At 62.6% G+C, this 18666-nt stretch carries 16 protein-coding genes; 11 read left to right on the forward strand and 5 right to left on the reverse strand.

The genetic code is table 11. The features are described from left to right. Positions 1 to 190 precede the first annotated feature (190 nt). Entirely contained in the window at positions 191 to 2119 is a 1929-nt protein-coding gene (locus APH33_RS01645) for an ATP-binding cassette domain-containing protein (RefSeq protein WP_054883481.1), read from the forward strand. A gap of 58 nt (positions 2120 to 2177) precedes the next feature. On the opposite strand, the gene APH33_RS01650 is transcribed toward APH33_RS01645, so the two are convergent. Then, the gene (locus APH33_RS01650) at positions 2178 to 2618 is read right to left on the reverse strand and encodes a universal stress protein (RefSeq protein ID WP_054883482.1); all 441 of its coding nucleotides are present in this window, start codon (positions 2616 to 2618) and stop codon (positions 2178 to 2180) included. A gap of 110 nt (positions 2619 to 2728) precedes the next feature. Here APH33_RS01650 and APH33_RS01655 point away from each other — a divergent pair, with 110 nt between their 5' ends. The 7 genes from APH33_RS01655 (at position 2729) to APH33_RS01685 (ending at position 11024) form a co-directional block, all read left to right on the forward strand. Then, positions 2729 to 3166 (forward strand): hypothetical protein, encoded by a 438-nt coding sequence (locus APH33_RS01655; protein ID WP_054883483.1) that lies wholly within the window; start codon positions 2729 to 2731, stop codon positions 3164 to 3166. 471 nt (positions 3167 to 3637) lie between these two features. Continuing rightward, complete coding sequence (fadB, locus tag APH33_RS01660; RefSeq protein WP_054883484.1) at positions 3638 to 5785, forward strand: fatty acid oxidation complex subunit alpha FadB; 2148 nt, start codon at positions 3638 to 3640, stop codon at positions 5783 to 5785. Between the two features lie 31 nt (positions 5786 to 5816). Then, a complete protein-coding gene (fadA, locus tag APH33_RS01665) occupies positions 5817 to 6992 on the forward strand; it encodes an acetyl-CoA C-acyltransferase FadA (protein WP_054883485.1) in 1176 nt (391 codons plus the stop codon). A gap of 79 nt (positions 6993 to 7071) precedes the next feature. Next, positions 7072 to 7323 carry a DUF1653 domain-containing protein gene (locus APH33_RS01670; protein WP_054883486.1) on the forward strand — a complete coding sequence of 84 codons (252 nt, stop codon included), beginning with the start codon at positions 7072 to 7074 and terminating at the stop codon, positions 7321 to 7323. Between the two features lie 100 nt (positions 7324 to 7423). Continuing rightward, positions 7424 to 10036 carry a type I DNA topoisomerase gene (topA, locus tag APH33_RS01675; protein WP_054883487.1) on the forward strand — a complete coding sequence of 871 codons (2613 nt, stop codon included), beginning with the start codon at positions 7424 to 7426 and terminating at the stop codon, positions 10034 to 10036. Between the two features lie 188 nt (positions 10037 to 10224). After that, complete coding sequence (locus tag APH33_RS01680) at positions 10225 to 10740, forward strand: DUF6586 family protein (protein WP_054883488.1); 516 nt, start codon at positions 10225 to 10227, stop codon at positions 10738 to 10740. Between the two features lie 50 nt (positions 10741 to 10790). Beyond that, positions 10791 to 11024 (forward strand): hypothetical protein, encoded by a 234-nt coding sequence (locus tag APH33_RS01685; RefSeq protein ID WP_054883489.1) that lies wholly within the window; start codon positions 10791 to 10793, stop codon positions 11022 to 11024. A 39-nt stretch (positions 11025 to 11063) separates the two neighbouring features. On the opposite strand, the gene sulA is transcribed toward APH33_RS01685, so the two are convergent. Together sulA and lexA are read right to left on the reverse strand one after the other, a co-directional pair. Next, positions 11064 to 11540: an SOS-induced cell division inhibitor SulA gene (sulA, locus tag APH33_RS01690; protein ID WP_054883490.1), complete on the reverse strand. Its 477-nt coding sequence runs from the start codon at positions 11538 to 11540 to the stop codon at positions 11064 to 11066. A gap of 13 nt (positions 11541 to 11553) precedes the next feature. Further along, positions 11554 to 12162, reverse strand: coding sequence for a transcriptional repressor LexA (gene lexA, locus APH33_RS01695; protein WP_054883491.1), 609 nt, complete (start codon positions 12160 to 12162; stop codon positions 11554 to 11556). A gap of 212 nt (positions 12163 to 12374) precedes the next feature. Here lexA and APH33_RS01700 point away from each other — a divergent pair, with 212 nt between their 5' ends. From APH33_RS01700 to nagZ, 3 genes are read left to right on the forward strand one after another with little or no spacing between them, the layout of a single operon-like run. Then, entirely contained in the window at positions 12375 to 13082 is a 708-nt protein-coding gene (locus tag APH33_RS01700) for a TetR/AcrR family transcriptional regulator (RefSeq protein WP_054883492.1), read from the forward strand. A 40-nt stretch (positions 13083 to 13122) separates the two neighbouring features. Further along, positions 13123 to 13647 (forward strand): L,D-transpeptidase, encoded by a 525-nt coding sequence (locus APH33_RS01705; RefSeq protein ID WP_054883493.1) that lies wholly within the window; start codon positions 13123 to 13125, stop codon positions 13645 to 13647. A 19-nt stretch (positions 13648 to 13666) separates the two neighbouring features. Next, positions 13667 to 14665 carry a beta-N-acetylhexosaminidase gene (nagZ, locus tag APH33_RS01710; protein WP_177332336.1) on the forward strand — a complete coding sequence of 333 codons (999 nt, stop codon included), beginning with the start codon at positions 13667 to 13669 and terminating at the stop codon, positions 14663 to 14665. A 110-nt stretch (positions 14666 to 14775) separates the two neighbouring features. Here nagZ and APH33_RS26260 read toward each other — a convergent pair whose 3' ends face one another. Together APH33_RS26260 and APH33_RS01720 are read right to left on the reverse strand one after the other, a co-directional pair. Continuing rightward, positions 14776 to 18084 carry a DEAD/DEAH box helicase gene (locus tag APH33_RS26260; RefSeq protein WP_082433379.1) on the reverse strand — a complete coding sequence of 1103 codons (3309 nt, stop codon included), beginning with the start codon at positions 18082 to 18084 and terminating at the stop codon, positions 14776 to 14778. Positions 18085 to 18088: 4 nt separating this feature from the next. Next, on the reverse strand, positions 18089 to 18661 hold the full coding sequence (locus APH33_RS01720; RefSeq protein WP_054883495.1) for a CsiV family protein: 573 nt from the start codon (positions 18659 to 18661) through the stop codon (positions 18089 to 18091). Positions 18662 to 18666 lie beyond the last annotated feature (5 nt).

The following is an 18666-nucleotide window of genomic DNA, read 5'->3' on the forward strand; positions in this document are numbered from 1 at the left end:
GACGGCGAAGCCAGCACTGTTGAAATCTGATTGCCTTAGCTTAGCCGTTTGCCGGCGGCGGGTGATAGCGCTGTGCTTGTAACCGGGCATTAACACTGACCGGGTGTCGCCAGGCCTCGGTACGGAAGCGTACTTAATGCCGGCAGGGGCCAACTCAGGTAGAATGCGCGCCCGCTTTCTGGAGACGAACATGACCCTGCTCAAATTCAGCGATGTGTCCCTCGCATTCGGCGCGATGCCGCTGCTGGACAAAGTGTCCTGGCAGATCGCCCGTGGCGAGCGGGTGTGCATCATCGGCCGTAACGGCACCGGCAAATCGAGCATGCTGCGCCTGGTCAAGGGCGAGCAGAAGGGCGACGATGGCGAGATCTGGCGCGCCCCTGGCTTGAAGATCGGCGAGCTGCCACAGGAGCTGCCGGTTGCCGACGAGCGTACGGTGTTCGATGTGGTCGCGGCAGGCCTGGATGGCGTCGGCGAGTTGCTCGCCGAGTTTCATCACCTGAGCCAGAACATCCACAGCGATGCAGATCTGGAAAAGCTCATGCACGTTCAGCACGAGCTCGAAGCCCGCGACGGCTGGCGACTGCAGCAAGTGGTGGAAAGCACCTTGAGCCGCCTGCAGTTGCCCGCCGACAAGACCCTGGCCGAGCTCTCCGGTGGCTGGCGCCGCCGCGTGCTGCTGGCCCAGGCGCTGGTGTCCGAGCCTGATCTGTTGCTGCTCGACGAGCCGACCAACCACCTGGACATCGGGGCCATCGCCTGGCTCGAAGAAGCCCTGCGCGGTTTCAACGGTGCCGTGCTGTTCATCACCCACGACCGTTCCTTCCTGCAGAACCTCGCCACGCGCATCCTCGAACTGGACCGCGGCGGCCTGATCGACTGGAACGGCGACTACGCCAGCTTCCTGGTGCACAAGGAAGCCGCGCTGGCCGCCGAAGAAACCGCCAATGCGCTGTTCGACAAGCGCCTGGCCCAGGAAGAAGTGTGGATTCGCCAGGGCATCAAGGCCCGGCGTACCCGCAACGAAGGCCGTGTGCGTGCACTCAAGGCCCTGCGCGTCGAGCGCAGCGAGCGCCGCGAACGCCAGGGCAAGGCGAACATCCAGATCGAAGCGGCGGACAAATCCGGCAAGCAGGTGATGGTGCTGGAAAACGTCAGCTTCCATCACGCCGATGGCCCGCTGCTGGTCAAGGACTTCTCCATGGTCCTGCAGCGCCAGGACCGTATCGGCCTGCTGGGTGCCAACGGTACCGGCAAGACCACCCTGCTGAAGATGATGCTCGGTGACCTGGAGCCTACTGCAGGCAAGGTCGAGCGCGGCACCAAGCTGGAAGTGGCGTATTTCGACCAGATGCGCCACCAGCTCGACCTGGAAAAGACCGTCATCGACAACCTCGCCGAAGGCCGTGACTTCATCGAGATCGATGGTCAGAACCGCCATGTGCTGAGCTACCTGGGCGATTTCCTGTTCAGCCCGCAGCGTGCCCGTACGCCAGTCAAGGCGCTGTCCGGCGGCGAGCGGGCGCGCCTGCTGCTGGCCAAGCTGTTCAGCAAGCCGGCCAACCTGCTGGTGCTCGACGAGCCGACCAACGACCTGGATGTGGAAACCCTCGAGTTGCTGGAAGAGGTGCTGTCCAACTACAAGGGGACCGTGCTGATGGTCAGCCACGACCGGGCCTTCCTCGACAACGTCGTCACCAGCACGTTGGTATTCGAAGGTGATGGCAAGGTGCGCGAGTATGTCGGTGGCTATGAAGACTGGATCCGCCAGGGCGGTTCGGCGAAGCTGCTCGGCGTGACCGAGAGCAAGAGCGGCAAGTCCGAGCTCAACAGTGCCGTGGTCGAAAAGCCGGTGGAAGTGGCTGCGCCTGCGCCAGCTGCGCCGGTTGCCGATACTTCGAAGAAAAAGCTCAGCTACAAGCTGCAACGCGAGCTTGAAATGCTGCCGGGTCAGATCGATGAGGTCGAGCAGCGCATGGCCGAGGCGCAGGAAGAGGTGAACGCTGCTGGCTTCTATCAGCGGCCGATTGCCGAGACTTCGGCAGTGCTGGCCAAGATCGAGAAGCTGCAAGCTGAGCTGGATGCGCTGGTAGAGCGGTGGGCTGAGCTGGAAGGCTGAGTCTGCTGCGCCGGCCTCTTCGCGCAGAACCGCCGCGAAGAGGCCGGCGCAGGCTGGATCATTCTTTTTTCTGCAAGCGCACCGCCAGCACATCGCACGGCGCACCATGCAGCACATCATTGGCGGTGGATCCCAGCAGCAAGGCCAGGCCATGCCGGCCATGGCTGCCGACCACGATAAGGTCGCATTTCTGGTCCTTGGCCAGTTGGTGGATTTCCTGGCGCGGCTGGCCGTAGGTCAGGTGCGAGTCGCCACGATTGATGCCGGGGTACTTGTTGAACAGGCGGTCCATGCGCTCCTTGGCCTGGTCGAACTGCTGCTGTTGCAGTTGCGACAGGTCCATCGGCACATCGCCGCCAAAGGCCATGGCCATCGGTTCGACGATATGCACCAGCGAGACCTTGGCGCCTGTGGGCTCGGCGAGCTTCATGGCACGCTTGATCACCGGGTCGCATTCCTCGGTGAGGTCGACGGCGACCAGAAGATGTTCGTAGGACATGAGCTGTACTCCTGACAATCGCGATAGTAGAAGTATGGTCGCTTTCCGGCAGGTCATCCGTGAATACTGAGTAACCCGCTCTTTTGCAACGCTTTATGGAACTTACTGATATGACGGTATGGCTAGTGGTGTCAATCCTTGCGCTGATTCTCAGTCCGCTGTCCTGGCTGCGCCTGTCGCGCAAACAGGGGCAGCAGATGAGCCTGCGCCTGGAGGCGCGGCGCATGGGCCTGGCCATGCAACTGGCCCCCCAACAGTGGCCACACTGGTTCGAGCAGGCGCCACCGAGCCCGTGCCCGCAATATCACCGTGGGCGCAGGCCCGGGCATGAAGACAGCTGGTGCTACTGGCAGGTCAGCCCTGGTGTCTGGTGGAACCAGTGGAAGGAGGCCTGCGAGGAGCCGCGCCTGAACGAAGTGTTCATGCGCCTGCCGGCAACCGTCTACAAGGTGGAGGCTGACAAGCGCATGCTTGCCCTGTACTGGAGCGAGCGCGGGGATAAATCTGTATTGCAGGATATTGCCCACGCCTTCGACACCCTGGCTTGATAGCCACAACGACAAAGCGGCAACCCGGTAGCTACCAGGTTGCCGCTTTGTCGTTTCTGCCGCGCAGAAAAGGCCAGGCAGGCCGGGAAATTCCTGAATCCAGTCGCAGTGTAGCCATTCCCTGGCCGCGTGCACGAGATAAATGCAGCCACCGTCGTTTGCTTGTGGTCAATCGCTGACATGAATGATCGGTAATCACTGTCATCATGTTTAACCCATCGGCGATACAAAATGACCGCAAAGTCGCGTTTTCACCCTGTTCCAGAGCATTTGACAACGCCGACCTTTTCGGTGAATGTGTGCATACCCAAATCAAACGGGCGTATGAATTGAGCGTTTGTATGTCATACCGCTCATACAGAATCCCGACTAGCGCGCTGACGGGTGTGCCTGGGGCAAGGGCGGCAAGACCTACTCTTCCACCAGCGATCGGCGTGTACAGTTCAGCTTCCATATCGTGGAGATCAGTTGATGATTTACGAAGGTAAAGCCATCACGGTTAAGGCTCTTGAAAGCGGCATCGTCGAACTGAAGTTCGACCTCAAGGGTGAGTCCGTCAACAAGTTCAATCGCCTGACCCTGGACGAGCTGCGCCAGGCCGTCGACGCCATCAAGGCCGACGCCTCGGTGAAAGGCGTGATCGTCAGCAGTGGCAAGGACGTGTTCATCGTCGGCGCCGACATCACCGAGTTCGTCGACAACTTCAAGCTGCCCGAAGCCGAACTGGTTGCCGGCAACCTGGAAGCCAACCGCATCTTCAACGCCTTCGAAGACCTCGAAGTACCGACCGTGGCGGCCATCAATGGCATCGCCCTGGGCGGCGGCCTGGAAATGTGCCTGGCAGCCGACTATCGAGTCATGTCCAGCAGCGCCAAGATCGGCCTGCCCGAAGTCAAGCTGGGCATCTACCCAGGCTTCGGCGGTACCGTGCGCCTGCCGCGCCTGATCGGCTCGGACAACGCCATCGAGTGGATCGCCGCCGGCAAGGAAAACCGTGCCGAAGACGCCCTGAAAGTCGGCGCCGTCGATGCCGTGGTCGCCCCTGAGCTGCTGCTGGCCGGTGCGCTGGACCTGATCAAGCGCGCCATCAGTGGCGAGCTGGACTACAAGGCCAAGCGCCAGCCCAAGCTGGAAAAGCTCAAGCTCAACGCCATCGAGCAGATGATGGCCTTCGAGACCGCCAAGGGCTTCGTCGCTGGCCAGGCCGGCCCGAATTACCCGGCGCCGGTCGAGGCCATCAAGACCATCCAGAAGGCCGCCAACTTCGGCCGCGACAAGGCCCTGGAAGTCGAGGCTGCAGGCTTCGCCAAACTGGCCAAGACCTCGGTTGCCGAAAGCCTGATCGGCCTGTTCCTGAATGACCAGGAGCTCAAGCGCAAGGCCAAGGCCCATGACGAAATCGCCCACGACGTGAAGCAGGCTGCCGTGCTCGGCGCCGGCATCATGGGTGGCGGCATTGCCTACCAGTCGGCGGTCAAGGGCACCCCGATCCTGATGAAGGACATCCGCGAGGAAGCCATCCAGTTGGGCCTGAACGAGGCCTCCAAGTTGCTTGGCAACCGCGTCGAGAAAGGCCGCCTGACTCCGGCGAAAATGGCCGAGGCGCTCAACGCCATTCGCCCGACCCTGTCGTATGGCGACTTCGCCAACGTCGACATCGTCGTAGAAGCCGTGGTCGAAAACCCGAAGGTCAAGCAGGCCGTGCTGGCCGAAGTGGAAGGCCAGGTAAAAGAGGACGCGATCCTCGCCTCCAACACTTCGACCATTTCCATCAACCTGCTGGCCAAGGCGCTCAAGCGCCCGGAAAACTTCGTCGGCATGCACTTCTTCAACCCGGTACACATGATGCCGCTGGTGGAAGTGATCCGTGGCGAGAAGTCCAGTGAGGTAGCAGTCGCGACCACCGTGGCCTACGCCAAGAAGATGGGCAAGAACCCGATCGTGGTCAACGACTGCCCGGGCTTCCTGGTCAACCGTGTGCTGTTCCCGTACTTTGGCGGTTTCGCCAAGCTGGTCAGCGCTGGCGTCGACTTCGTGCGCATCGACAAGGTCATGGAGAAGTTCGGCTGGCCGATGGGCCCGGCCTACCTGATGGACGTGGTCGGCATCGACACCGGCCACCATGGCCGCGACGTGATGGCCGAAGGCTTCCCGGACCGCATGAAGGACGAGCGCCGCTCGGCCGTCGACGCCCTGTACGAGGCCAACCGCCTGGGCCAGAAGAACGGCAAGGGCTTCTATGCCTACGAGACCGACAAGCGCGGCAAACCGAAGAAAGTCTTCGATGCCACCGTGCTGGATGTGCTCAAGCCGATCGTCTTCGAGCAGCGTGAAGTGAGCGACGAAGACATCATCAACTGGATGATGGTGCCGCTGTGCCTGGAGACCGTGCGTTGCCTGGAAGACGGCATCGTCGAAACCGCCGTCGAAGCCGACATGGGCCTGGTCTATGGCATCGGTTTCCCTCCCTTCCGGGGTGGTGCGCTGCGCTACATCGACTCGATCGGTGTGGCCGAATTCGTTGCCCTGGCCGACCAGTACGCCGACCTTGGGCCGCTGTACCACCCGACCGCGAAGCTGCGTGAAATGGCCAAGAACGGCCAGCGCTTCTTCAACTGAGTGGTCAACGAGCTAGAGCGAGAGATTTGATATGAGCCTTAATCCAAGAGACGTGGTGATTGTCGACTTTGGTCGCACCCCGATGGGCCGCTCCAAGGGTGGCATGCACCGCAACACCCGCGCCGAAGACATGTCCGCGCACCTGATCAGCAAGCTGCTGGAACGCAACGGCAAGGTCGACCCGAAAGAAGTCGAAGACGTGATCTGGGGCTGCGTGAACCAGACCCTGGAGCAGGGCTGGAACATCGCCCGCATGGCGTCGTTGATGACCCAGATCCCGCACACCTCGGCCGCCCAGACCGTCAGCCGCCTGTGCGGCTCGTCGATGAGCGCGCTGCACACCGCCGCCCAGGCGATCATGACCGGCAACGGCGATGTGTTCGTGGTCGGCGGCGTCGAGCACATGGGCCACGTCAGCATGATGCATGGTGTCGACCCCAACCCGCACCTGTCGCTGCATGCGGCCAAGGCGTCGGGGATGATGGGCCTGACCGCCGAAATGCTCGGCAAGATGCATGGCATCAGCCGCGAGCAGCAGGACCTGTTCGGCCTGCGTTCGCACCAGCTCGCCCACAAGGCGACGGTCGAAGGCAAGTTCAAGGACGAGATCATCCCGATGCAGGGCTATGACGAGAACGGTTTCCTCAAGGTCTTCGACTTCGACGAGACCATTCGCCCGGAAACCACCCTCGAGGGCCTGGCGTCGCTGAAACCGGCGTTCAACCCGAAAGGTGGTACCGTGACTGCCGGTACTTCGTCGCAGATCACCGACGGTGCATCGTGCATGATCGTCATGTCCGGCCAGCGCGCCATGGACCTGGGCATCCAGCCACTGGCGGTGATCCGCTCGATGGCGGTGGCCGGTGTCGACCCGGCAATCATGGGCTATGGCCCGGTGCCGTCGACCCAGAAAGCCCTCAAGCGCGCCGGTCTGACCATGGCCGATATCGACTTCATCGAGCTCAACGAAGCCTTCGCTGCACAAGCCCTGCCAGTGCTCAAAGACTTGAAAGTGCTCGACAAGATGGATGAGAAGGTTAACCTGCACGGCGGCGCCATCGCTTTGGGCCACCCGTTCGGTTGCTCCGGTGCACGGATTTCCGGCACCCTGCTCAATGTCATGAAGCAGAACGGCGGTACCCTGGGGGTGGCGACCATGTGCGTCGGCCTCGGTCAAGGTATCACCACTGTCTTCGAACGCGTCTGATCGCGTAGCGGGACAGCAGCCGGGGCCTTGTGCCCCGGTTTTTGTTTTTTACAGAATTTGTTTCAAGAGGAAGGGCGGCATGCAGATACAACCAGGCGTATACCGGCATTACAAAGGGCCTGAGTACCGTGTCTTCAGTGTTGCACGGCACTCGGAGAATGAAGAGTGGATGGTCTTCTACCAATGCCTGTATGGTGATTACAGCTTCTGGGTGAGGCCCCTTGCGATGTTCCAGGAGTCCGTCGAGGTTGACGGCGAGCAGGTGCCGCGCTTTGCTTTGGTCAAGGTCGAAGAAGGGCTGCCGGAGCTGGTTGGCAAGTCGCAAGCGTGATCGACCACGCTTGACCTCACTCTTTTGCCACTATATATAGCGGTGCCGCGTCCGGCACCTGACGCGTTTTTCATCTTCAGATTCAGGAATACTCCGATCCATGGGCAAATCGCTGGTCATTGTGGAATCCCCGGCCAAGGCCAAGACCATCAACAAGTACCTGGGCAACCAGTACGTGGTGAAGTCGAGTATCGGCCATATCCGAGACCTCCCCACCAGCGGTTCGGCCAGCGCAAGCAAAGAGCCGGCCGCCAAGCGTGGCAAGGCTGCTGCGGGTGAGGCTCCGGCGCTGTCGCCAAAAGAGAAGGCCCGTCGCCAGCTGGTGGCGCGCATGGGCGTCGACCCTGAGCACGGCTGGAAAGCCAAGTACGAGATCCTTCCCGGCAAGGAGAAGGTGATCGAAGAGCTCCGCCGCCTGGCCAAGGATGCCGACACCATCTATCTCGCAACCGACTTGGACCGCGAAGGGGAAGCCATTGCCTGGCACCTGCGCGAAGCCATCGGGGGCGACGACACCCGCTACAAGCGCGTGGTGTTCAACGAAATTACCAAGAAGGCGATCCAGGAAGCGTTCTCGCAGCCTGGCGAGCTGGATATCGACCGGGTCAACGCCCAGCAGGCGCGGCGCTTCCTCGACCGCGTAGTGGGCTACATGGTCTCGCCACTGCTGTGGGCCAAGATCGCCCGCGGCCTGTCTGCCGGCCGCGTACAGTCGGTGGCGGTGAAGCTGGTGGTCGAGCGTGAACGCGAGATCCGTGCCTTCGTCCCAGAAGAGTACTGGGAAGTGCACGCCGACCTTGGCACCGCCAAGAACGCCAAAGTGCGTTTTGAAGTGGCACGCGAGAAGGGCGAGGCCTTCAAGCCGCTGAACGAAGCTCAGGCCATGGCCGCGCTGGAGAAGCTCAAGGCCTCCAGCTACAGCGTGATCAAGCGCGAAGACCGGCCGACCAGCAGCAAGCCGTCGGCCCCGTTCATCACCTCGACCTTGCAGCAGGCCGCGAGCAACCGCCTGGGCTTTGGGGTGAAGAAAACCATGATGATGGCCCAGCGTTTGTACGAAGCGGGTTACATCACCTACATGCGTACCGACTCGACCAACCTGTCGGCAGATGCCCTGGACATGGCGCGCAGCTACATCGAGCGCGAGTTCGGCAAGCAGTACCTGCCGGAAGCCCCGCTGGTGTATGGCAGCAAGGAAGGTGCCCAGGAGGCGCACGAGGCGATTCGCCCCTCTGACGTCAATACCCACCCCACCAAGCTCAGCGGCATGGAGCGGGATGCAGAGCGCCTGTACGAGCTGATCTGGCGCCAGTTCCTGGCCTGCCAGATGCCTCCGGCGCAATACCTGTCCACCAGTGTCACTGTGGCCGCAGGTGATTTCGAGCTGCGTGCCAAGGGCCGCATCCTCAAGTTCGACGGTTACACCCGCGTGCTGCCACAGCAGAGCAAGCCGGGCGAAGACGATGTGCTGCCGGAAATGGCCCAGGGCGAAGCGCTCAAGCTGATCCAGCTCGACCCGAGCCAGCACTTCACCAAGCCACCGGCGCGCTTCACTGAAGCGAGCCTGGTCAAGGAAATGGAAAAACGCGGTATTGGTCGCCCGTCGACCTATGCGGCGATCATTTCTACCATCCAGGACCGCGGCTACGTCACTCTGCACAATCGTCGTTTCTACTCCGAGAAAATGGGCGATATCGTCACCGAGCGCCTGTCGGAGAGTTTCTCCAACCTGATGGACTATGGCTTCACTGCCGACATGGAAGAGAACCTCGACGACGTGGCCCAGGGCGAACGTGACTGGAAGAACGTGCTCGACGAGTTCTACGGTGACTTCAGCAAGAAACTGCTGACCGCCGAGTCTGCCGAAAGCGGCATGCGTGCCAACCAGCCGACCATGACCAATATTCCGTGCAAGGAATGTGGCCGGCCAATGATGATCCGCACCGCTTCCACCGGTGTGTTTCTCGGTTGCTCGGGTTACAGCCTGCCGCCGAAAGAGCGTTGCAAGGCCACAGTGAACCTGGTGCCGGGCGATGAGATCGCTGCGGACGATGAGGGTGAATCGGAATCGCGCGTGCTGCTGGGCAAGCACCGCTGCCCGATCTGTGCCACGGCGATGGATGCCTACCTGCTGGACGAGAAGCACAAGCTGCACATCTGCGGTAATAACCCGGACTGCGCCGGCTACGAGATCGAAGAGGGCAGCTACCGCATCAAGGGCTACGAAGGGCCGAGCCTGGAGTGCGACAAGTGCGGCAGTGAGATGCAACTCAAGACGGGCCGATTCGGCAAGTTCTTCGGTTGCACCAACCCGGCGTGCAAGAACACCCGCAAGCTGCTCAAGAGCGGTGAGGCCGCACCACCGAAGATGGACAAGGTGGAAATGCCGGAGCTCAAGTGCGAGAAGGTCGACGACACCTACGTGCTGCGTGACGGCGCTTCGGGCCTGTTCCTGGCGGCCAGCCAGTTCCCGAAAAACCGCGAAACCCGTGCACCGTTGGTGCTGGAGATCGTTCCGCACAAGCACGAGATCGATCCGAAGTACCACTTCCTGTGCGATGCGCCGCAGAAAGACCCGGAAGGGCGCCCGGCGGTGATTCGTTACAGCCGCAAGACCAAGGAGCAGTACGTGCAGTCCGAGGTCGATGGCAAGCCTACTGGCTGGAAGGCTTTCTATGATGGTGGTAGCTGGAAGGTCGAAGACAAGCGCTGATCTATCGGTGCAGTAACTGGGGCCGCTTCGCGCCCCTTCGCGGGCAAGCCCGCTCCCACAGGTACGGCATCGCCCTCAAGGCTGTTGCCATTCCTGTGGGAGCGGGCTTGCCCGCGAAGGGGCGCAAAGCGGCCTCAATCATTTATGATGCAGCTATCCGCCTCGCAGCCTTACGGAGGGCACTGAAAATGGCCCAGGAACTCTACACCCGCACCAACCAGAAACTGTTCTTCGCAGGGCTGGCCCTCGAATCCATGGCCAAGGCCGAACAAAGCCAGGCCATGAACGCCCAAGGCCTGGTCCAGGCCGAACGTGAATCGGCGCTGTTTCACCTGTACGGCGCACTGTTGGGGCTGTGCCATGAAATCGGTGGATTCTACCGTCTGCCCGTAGTGGCTTCGGTCGAGCAGGCGCTCGCCGATGATGCATTGAACACCATCGCCATCCCTGAAGTGGCCGAGATGCTCGAATTGGTTCGCCAGCGGGAAACCTGGTTGGCGCAATTGGTCAGTGCTTATGCCGATTTGTTCCGACCACCGGTCGCGAAAAAAACAGCAAAAACTGACGTCACCCAGCCGTTGATTCAGGCCGTCAACCTCGATGAGCCCGAGCACCCTGCGTTGTCTAGGGAAGAGTTGGAAAGTTGGCGGAACAATCTCAAAGGTTTGGTGAGACGTTTCCGCGACGCGTTGAGTGAGTGCTGATAGCTGCAACGGCTGGTACACTACCGGCCTTTCGTGGAGAACTGCCCTATATGTCTACGTCGTTTCTGGAAATTGTCGAGTTGCCTGATGGCCGTATCGAGCTGCGTCGCGCCGAGGATGAAGGCTCCCTGGTAACCCTGGATTTCTCGGAAGACGCCAAGGCGTTCCTGCAGGGCCAGCATGTCGAGGTCGCCAAGGCAATGCTGAGTGTTGGCGTGCAGATGGCAGGCCGCCTGGTAGAGGGTGAGCTGGAGCGCGACGAAGGGCCGCGTGTACTGCACTAAAGCGCCCGCTTGCACTGCTTCATAGGCAAAGCCTGAACATCAGCCGAGGCGGATGTTCAGGCTTTGTGCGTTTCCGACACTGGCAGCGCCTAGCAGTTGTTGGCGAGCGGTAGCGTTGACGCTGCCAAGCCAGCTGACCACGGTGTGGCTGCGGCCCAGGCGCAACGCTTCGCAGGCCAGCTGCAGTGCGCTCTGATTGCCACGGGCATGCAACAGCAGGATCCGTTCGCGGTTAAGCCCGGCATCGCGCAGCCAGGCCTGGGTGAGGCTGGCCGGTGGGGCGATCAGCGTCAGCCAGCGCGCTTCCTCCTCCTCGCTAAGCTCGCGCAATACCGGCGCCAACAGGCTCTGGCAGTGTTCGGGGGCGCCACGCAGTGACAGTTCGCTGAACAGCTCCGGATGGCTGCTCTTGCGTGCCTGCTCGCTGGCCTTCAGGCCTGGCAGTACCGGCTGGGCGAGGAACGCTTCGAACAGCGGAAGCTGGACCTGCTGATGTGCTTGGATGGACTGCTGCATGACGCCTCCTGAATCAGCGGCGAATGACGCCGACACTCAAACCCTCGATCACCAGTTCCTGCTCTTTCAGGTCGACTTCGATAGGGGCGAACTCGGGGTTTTCGGCGATGAGCCAGACCTTGCTGCCTTCGCGCTTGAAGCGCTTGACGGTCACTTCGTCGCCGATACGGGCGACGACGATCTGGCCATTACGGGCCTCGCGGCAGGTGTGCACCGCCAGCAGATCGCCGTCGAAGATGCCGATGTCCTTCATGCTCATGCCGTGCACACGCAACAAATAGTCGGCAGGGGGGTGGAAGAAGGTCGGGTGGATGTTGCAGGATTGCTCGATGTGCTGCTCGGCGAGGATAGGAGCGCCAGCAGCGACTCGGCCAATGATCGGCAAGCCGTTTTCTTCGGCCTTGGCTTCAAAGCCCGGTATACGGATGCCACGGGAAGCGCCCGGGGTCATTTCGATCGCGCCTTTGCGGGCGAGGGCCTTGAGGTGCTCCTCGGCGGCATTCGGCGACTTGAAGCCCAGCTCCTGAGCGATTTCCGCACGCGTGGGTGGGAAGCCGTTATCTTCGAGGCAGCGTTTGATGAAGGCCAGAATCTCGGCTTGGCGTGGCGTCAGTTTCAACATGGCGGGCGCTCTGTCTTTTTATACAGTGCCTGGGATTATATACAGTGCTGGGTTCGCTGCAAGCACAAAGCTGCAGGAAATACGCAGGATGACGCTTGCAGCCTGCAGTCTGGCGCCTTTAAATGGCGACCGCCCAGTCACCGAGCCTTGACATCGGCAGGGCTGAAACGTATGTTTCAAACACCTGTTTGTCTCTGTCTGGCGGAGTAGTGATGGCCCAATCTGAAACCGTTGAACGCATCCTCGATGCTGCCGAGCAGCTGTTCGCGGAACGAGGCTTCGCGGAAACCTCATTGCGGCTGATTACCAGCAAGGCCGGGGTCAACCTCGCAGCGGTCAATTATCATTTCGGCTCGAAGAAGGCCCTGATCCAGGCCGTCTTTTCGCGTTTCCTCGGGCCGTTCTGCGCCAGCCTCGAACGTGAGCTGGAGCGGCGACAGGCCAAGCCCGAGCAGAAGCCCAGCCTTGAAGAGCTGCTGGAAATGCTGGTAGAGCAGGCATTGGTCGTGCAGCCACGCAGCAACAACGACCTGTCGATCTTCATGCGCCTGCTGGGCCTGGCGTTCAGTCAGAGCCAGGGCCATTTGCGGCGCTATCTCGAGGACATGTACGGCAAGGTGTTCCGCCGCTACATGCTGTTGGTAAACGAAGCTGCACCGCGCATTCCACCGCTGGAATTGTTCTGGCGCGTACACTTCATGCTCGGTGCCGCGGCGTTCAGCATGTCCGGGATCAAGGCGCTGCGCGCCATTGCCGAGACCGATTTCGGTATCAACACGTCGATCGAGCAAGTCATGCGCCTGATGGTGCCATTCCTGGCCGCTGGCATGCGTGCCGACAGCGGTGTCACCGACAGCGCCATGGCCAGCGCCCAGTTGCGCCCGCGCAGCAAGTCCGGCAGCGCTACTGCCAAGGCTTGAAGGCTGGGCGGGGCAGGGCGCTTCGGCTAAGCTAGCGCCCATGCCTGACCTCGATTTCCTGCACATCGCTCTCGCCGACCAGCGCCTCTACGGCTTTGCCCAAGGCCGGTTGCGCGTGCGCATCGTTGTTTCCACCGCCCGCAATGGGGCAGGTGAGCGCAACGGCTCGGGCTGCACACCACGCGGGCTACACCAGGTGCGTGCACGTATCGGCGCAGGCTTGCCAGTCAATGCCGTGCTGCAAGGCCGGCGCTGGACGGGCGAGGTCTGGTCGCCGACGCTGCACGCGCAGCATCCCGGGCGGGACTGGGTCCTGACCCGCATCTTCTGGCTCAGTGGCTGCGAGCCGGGCGTCAACCGCCTGGGTAGTGTCGACACCTTTCGCCGCCACATCTATCTGCACGGCACGCCAGACACGGAACCCTTGGGCGTGCCGCTGTCCCATGGCTGCATACGCTTGCGCAACATCGACATGCTTGGCCTTTTCGAGCGCGTCCCGGCACATTGCCCGGTGCGCATCGACGAGGCCGCTTGCCCTGAGTGGGCTTCACTGACTCTGCAATGAAGGATTGCCTATGACCAGCCTGCAAGGCTCCCTGATGGTGGATATCGCCGGTAAATGGCTGACTGCCGAAGATCGCCAGCTTCTACGCCAGCCGGAAGTGGCCGGCCTGATCATCTTCGCCCGCAACATCGACAGCCCACGCCAGGTGCGTGAGCTGTGCGCATCGATTCGCGCCATCCGTCCCGACCTGATCCTTGCGGTCGACCAGGAAGGCGGCCGCGTGCAGCGCCTGCGCCAGGGCTTCGTACGCCTGCCGGCGATGCGCGCCATCGCCGACAATGCCAATGCCGAGTACCTGGCCGAGCAGTGCGGCTGGCTGATGGCCACCGAGGTGCTTGCGGTCGGCCTGGACCTCAGCTTCGCTCCGGTGCTCGACCTCGACCACCAGCGCAGCGCGGTGGTTGGCAGCCGTGCCTTCGAAGGCAACCCTGAGCGTGCCACACAGCTGGCTGGCGCATTCATTCGCGGCATGAATGCGGCGGGCATGGCAGCTTGCGGCAAGCATTTCCCAGGGCATGGCTGGGCCGAGGCGGATTCGCATGTAGCGATTCCTACCGACGAACGCAGCCTCGAACAGCTGCGCCAGGCGGACCTGGTGCCGTTCTCCCGCCTTAGCGGGCAACTGGCAGCGGTGATGCCGGCGCATGTGATCTACCCGCAGGTCGACAACCAGCCTGCCGGGTTCTCGCGCCGCTGGCTGCAGGACATCTTGCGCGGCGAGCTGGGCTTCGACGGGGTGATCTTCAGTGACGATCTTTCGATGGCTGGTGCGCATGTGGTGGGTGATACCGCCAATCGCATCGAGGCGGCGCTGAGCGCCGGTTGCGACATGGGCCTGGTGTGCAACGACCGGGCGGCGGCGGAGCTGGCGTTGACCGCAGCGCAGCGCTTGAAGGTCAAGCCGTCGGCGCGTATTGCGCAGATGCGCGGGCGTGGCTTTGCCCGTACCGATTATCGCCAGCAGCCGCGTTGGCTGGAGGCCCTGGGGGCCTTGAAAGACGCACAGCTGGTCGATTGACTGTACCGGCCTCTTCGCAGGACAAGCCCGCTCCCACAGGATTTCACCCACCTCAAGAACGGTGCACTACCTAGGGGAGCGGGCGTGTCCCGCGAAGAGGCCGGTACAGGTTATCGGGTTCGCTTGCCAGGTAGCGGGGCAAACAGCGCGTCGATCTCGTCATCGCCAAGTCGCCATTGCCCTGCCTGCCCTCCATCGAGCAGGCTCGCCGCCAGCGCTGCCTTCTCCTGCTGCAGCGCCTGGATCTTTTCTTCCACCGTCCCCCGGGTAATCAGTTTGAACACGAACACCGGCTTGTCCTGGCCGATCCGGTAGGCACGGTCGGTCGCCTGGTTCTCGCTGGCCGGGTTCCACCACGGGTCGAAGTGGATTACGGTGTCCGCAGCGGTGAGGTTCAGCCCCACCCCTCCGGCCTTGAGGCTTATCAGGAACACTTCGCTGTCGCCCTGCTGGAACTGCTGCACCGGGGTGCGTCGGTCGCGGGTGTCGCCGGTGAGCAGGCTATAGCGGATCTTGCGCTTTTCCAGCTCCTGCTCGATCAGCGCCAGCATTGAGGTGAACTGCGAGAACAGCAGGACACGGCGCCCCTCGCTGAGCAGCTCTTCGAGCATCTCCAGTAGCGCGCCGAGCTTGCCCTTGTCGGCCTGGTTGCCTTTGGTCTCGACCCCTTTGACCAGGCGCAGGTCGCAGCACACCTGGCGCAGCTTGAGCAGGGCGTCGAGGATCACGATCTGGCTGCGCGCCGCGCCATTGCGGGTGATTTCGTCGCGGACCTTCTTGTCCATGGCCACGCGCACCGCCTCGTAGGTGTCGCGCTGGGCGTCACTGAGTTCGACCCAGTGGACCATTTCGGTTTTCGCCGGCAGCTCGGTGGCCACCTGTTCCTTGGTGCGCCGCAGCAGGAACGGGCGCACCCGGCTGACCAGGTGGGCCAGGCGCTCGGCGTCGCCGTGGCGCTCGATAGGGGTGCGGTAATCCTGGTTGAAGCGTTTCACGTCTCCCAGCCAGCCGGGCATGAGGAAGTGGAAGATCGACCACAGCTCGCCCAGGTTGTTCTCCATTGGCGTGCCGGTCAGGCACAGGCGCTGGTTGGCCTGCAGTTCGCCGACGGCCTGGGCGGCTTTGCTGGTGCTGCTCTTGATGTTCTGTGCCTCGTCCAGCACCAGCACATGCCAGGCTTGCGCGCGCAGGTGTTCCAGGTCGCGAGGCAGCAGGGCGTAGGTGCTCAGTACCAGGTCGTATTCGTGCAGCTTGGCGAAATGCTTGCTGCGGCCGGGGCCATGCAGGGCCAGCACGCGCAGGCCGGGAGCGAAGCGTTGCGCTTCATCGAGCCAGTTGGGCACCAGGCTGGTTGGCATCACCGCCAGGGCCGGGGCGGTCAGGCGCCCGGACTGTTTTTCCAGCAGCAGATGAGCCAGGGCCTGCAGGGTCTTGCCCAGGCCCATGTCGTCGCCAAGGATGCCGCCGGTGCCCATTTCGCGCAGGGCCTGCAGCCAGTTCAGGCCTTGCTGCTGGTAAGGCCGCAGGGTGGCGTTGAGCCCGCTCGGCACTTCGACCTGCAGCTCGCGGGCGTCGCGCAGGCGCCGGCCAAGGTCGCGCACATGGGCGCCGCCTTCCCAGTGCAGTGGCAGGTGTTCGATGTCATTCAGCCGCGCGGCGTCGGCACGGTCCATGCGCAGGGTAGGGCCGACCGCGTCCTCGTGCAGGTACAGTTCGCCGAGCGTGCCCATCACTGCCTTGATGCGGCCATAGGGAAGGGCAACGCGCAGCGCCGGGCTATCCAGGCGGCCGCGATTGAGGTCGATCAACAAATGCTCATCGTCGCTGCGCCGCGCCAGTTCACTGGGGCGCAGCAGCTCGGGGTTGCTGCGCAACAGTTGCAGCACGATCGGCAGCAGGCTGTGACGCTGGCCTTCGACCACGATGCCCAGCTCCAGGTCGAACCATTCATGCCCCGGCGCTTCCTCGATAGTGGCGTACCAGTCGTCCACGTCCTGCAGGTTGAAGGCGAAGTCACGGTGGATTTCGATGTCCCAGCCAGCCTCGCGCAAGCGTGGCAGGCCATCGCGGGCAAAGCGCAGCCAGGCCTCGTCGTCGGGCAGCTGGAGCATCTCGCCAGCACTGTCGGGCAGGGCCTTGCTCTGCCGGGTGGCGGGTTTGAAGCCGAAATCGCGCAGCACCTTGCGCTGCGCCTGCTCGGCCTGGGGCTGGCGGCGGATGCGCTGACAGGTGGCGTCGACCAGGCGGGTCAACGGCTTGTCGTCATTGCCACTGGCGCGCAGGCCGTCGTAGTCGAACGCCAGTGCGGCGCGGTGCTGCATCTGCCGTTGCATACGCCCGGTCTTGGGCGTGTAGGCGCTGAATTCGAGGCTGCCGAGGGTCAGGTGGGGCCTGGGCTGCAGGTCATCGATGAGCTGTTCGTCCAGCGTGGTCGGCGTAGGAAGCTGGTGGTTCAAGGCATTGAGCTTGTGGCTGAGAGGCACGACGAGGTGTTCCGGAACGTCAGGAGCGATGGTCAGTTGCAGGGCAATGTGAGGGTCGAGGCTGTGCTCGAGCTTGCCTGCTTCACTGCTCGAAAAATCGAAGTAGTAAAGCGGCAGTAGTGCAATCACGCAGTTCAGCGGTGTTTCGCCGTGATACCAGATGCCGCGATAATGGCCGTTATCCAGTCGCACCCAGCGGAACTCGGCGGCAAGCGCCGGGCCCTCGCGCAGCAGCGGTTTGTTCTCGTCACAGAGCATGCGCCCGGTATCCAGTGCGCGCTGGAACAGTTCGCCGCCTTCGCGGCCTGTGAGCTGGTAGCCGCGATCCTGGCTACCGGCCTGGTTCAGTGCCGAGAGCAGGCGCAGGATGCGGATATCTTCCTCTTTGACGAAACGCGGTGGTTCGTAGAGGAATTCGTACAGTGACTGCACGCGGCTGTAGCGCAAGCCCTCCTCTTCGCGCATGCCTTTGCGTACCCGCAGGGCGCAGCCAGGCTCCTCGGTCAGCCTGAGCTGGTAGCAAACCATGCGTCCACGTTTATCTTGCGCTTCGGCGGTTTCCGGGGCGGGTTGCTCAAGGCCTTTCAGCCAGCGCTGCAGGTTGGCTGGCAGTGCGTCGCCAGCGTGTTTTGCCGCTGCCTGCGGCTCGCTCAAGGTGAGCAATACGGCGGCGCAGTGCTTGCAGTTCTGCCCCACTGGGCAACTGCACTGGCCGCGTACGTGGCAGCGGCCAGCCAGGGCGGTGAGGGTGATCTTCAGCCGATAGCGGCTGCCTTCGCTGCCACGACAGGTGGCTTCGATGATCGGGCCGCTGCAGTGTTCGACCTCTACCCGGTCTTCCCGGGCGTAACGCTCGCCGCGCTGCAGGACCGGGCCGGTGAACGACTGGGTCCAGTTCGGGTATTCGCGCAGCAGCTGGAGAGCGTCGCGGCTCATTGCATCACTGCTCCATCATCTCCGGGTCCATCACCGGCATCTTCGGCGTGCCCGGGGGCGTGACCTTCAGCAACAGGGCCAGGTGGCCGCCATCAAGGAACGTCAGTTGGCCGCCTTTCATGTTGCTGTTGCTCTGCTTGAACTGCTCGCTTTGCAGTACGTTGCCGTTGCTGTCCAGCTGGTTGACCCAGAAGTTGGCCTCCACGCCGATGAAGCGGCCGGCGGTGATGCCCAGGTTGCCCTCGATGGGGAAGTGGCCGAACTGCTCGGCGCCAGCGCTCAGGGCGATGCGGCTGGTGTCGCTGCTGACCGGCTGTTGCCAGGCCTTGTGCAGCAACACGGTGTAGTCGGCAGTGGCTTGCAGGCGGGTGGCCTCATCCTGCAGCGCCAGTGGGCGTTCGGCGCCCTTGTCCAGGCGCGGGGCGCCGGCGCTCCAGTCTTCCGGGGCGAACGGGCTGGTGAAGGCGGGCACGCTATTCTGCCGCACCAGAATCATTTCCACCTGATACATCCCTTCGGCAAAGGCGGCCGGCGCGAACAGCGCGAACAGCAGGGTCAGGCAACGGATGGCACGCATGGATC

This window comes from Pseudomonas sp. NBRC 111130, from assembly GCF_001320485.1.
GTDB lineage: Bacteria > Pseudomonadota > Gammaproteobacteria > Pseudomonadales > Pseudomonadaceae > Aquipseudomonas > Aquipseudomonas vlassakiae.